Here is an 811-nt window from a genome sequence, read left to right on the forward strand (position 1 = left end):
TCGGGGTCGGGTAGCGGGAGTGCATTTCTGCGCCCCCGCCCCCTCAGAACCGGACAAGCCCGCTTTCCAGGCATCTCGGCTCAAGCAAGCCCGAAGGCTCACGGGCAGGCAGAAGTACCGTGCCGTTGCGCGCGCTCGTTGTTAAGTCGTCGCGCGCAGTGGCTGTGTATGAGTCGGAGTGCGAGGGTCTCGCTCGACTTGCCGAAACCCGCGTCGATGGTGATCGCCTGGCGGCGGATCGCGATGCGGGTGACCTTGACCCATTGCTCCCATTCAGAGGGGTTTTGTGGTTCGTGGTCGGCGTCCAGCAGCAGCCCTCGACAGAGCGGACAACGCCCGTGTTGTGCCTGGATCAGGCGCAACCGGGCGTTGTCCAGCGGTGGCTTGCGGCGGCGACGCCTTTCGGCCCAGTACTCGGTTAAGGCCGGATCATCTGGCGACGACGAGCCTTTGACCGCCTGGTGTCGGACGATCGGTGTCCAGGCGAACTTGTGGAGGTGGGCGCCGCTGTCGCGGTCACCGAACACCCAGCGGTCGGTCCTGGACCTTCTGAACGCGCCGAAGTGCCGGTCAACGACCCAGCGGTTCGACTTGTTCGGGTGGCTTCGCTTCGCCCAGCTGAAGGCGAGCTTCCACATGTGGGTGTCCAAGTGGACGTAAGTCTTCTTGGACACCACCGTCCGGTAGTACGCAGCCCAGCCCCGGATGATCGGGTTCAGCCTGCGGATCACCGCCTGCGCGTTGGCCCCTCGCAGGGCCCTCATTTCAGCGGTGAGTCGTGCCCGGAACCGTTGCACGGCCGCCTTACTCG

At 65.2% G+C, this 811-nt stretch carries 1 protein-coding gene; it reads right to left on the reverse strand.

The genetic code is table 11. The features are described from left to right. Nucleotides 1-98: 98 nt before the first annotated feature. The coding region (locus EJK15_RS69715; RefSeq protein ID WP_276615638.1) for a group II intron maturase-specific domain-containing protein at nt 99-811 on the reverse strand (713 nt) is incomplete at its 5' end.

It is taken from the genome of Nonomuraea basaltis, from assembly GCF_005893125.1.
GTDB lineage: Bacteria > Actinomycetota > Actinomycetes > Streptosporangiales > Streptosporangiaceae > Nonomuraea > Nonomuraea basaltis.